The 551-nt window shown below is 35.9% G+C and carries 1 protein-coding gene; it reads right to left on the reverse strand.

The features are described from left to right. On the reverse strand, positions 1-551 hold a 551-nt coding region (locus tag RR876_RS17235), incomplete at both ends, for a DegT/DnrJ/EryC1/StrS family aminotransferase (RefSeq protein WP_332637212.1).

Genomic DNA, 551 nt, shown 5'->3' on the forward strand with positions numbered 1-551 from the left:
AGTGAATTAAAGTTTGCACACCATGTTCTATTAGATACTGCTGTAAGTTTTGTCGATATTGTGTACGAATAACAAATAGATGCCAAACATTTTGTTTGTTATTAATAGCATCACCTTCTACTTTCGGTAGGTGAATCAAGGGGTTATTAATCCCTTCGAGATAATGCTGAGCGATCTTGCGTCTATGAATAATGTCCTGATTTAAAAATTTCAGTTTGATATCAAGCATTGCTGCTTGTATTTCATCCAATCTACTATTTACACCTTTAACTAAATTTTTATATTTTTCATGTGAGCCATAGTTACGTAAAGCCTTTAACATGTTAGCTAGTTCAGAATCATTCGTTGTGATCGCACCAGCATCACCTAAAGCACCGAGGTTTTTACCTGGATAAAAACTAAAACCAGCTGCATCTCCCCAGTTACCCGCTTTAATTCCATTAATCTCTGCACCATGACTTTGTGCTGAGTCTTCTAGTACAAGTAAATTGTTCTTTTGAGCAATTTCCATGATCTGTGGCATTGCCGCAAGTTGTCCATATAAATGTACA

It is taken from the genome of Acinetobacter sp. (assembly GCF_036666595.1).
In the GTDB taxonomy this organism is placed as follows: Bacteria; Pseudomonadota; Gammaproteobacteria; order Pseudomonadales; family Moraxellaceae; genus Acinetobacter.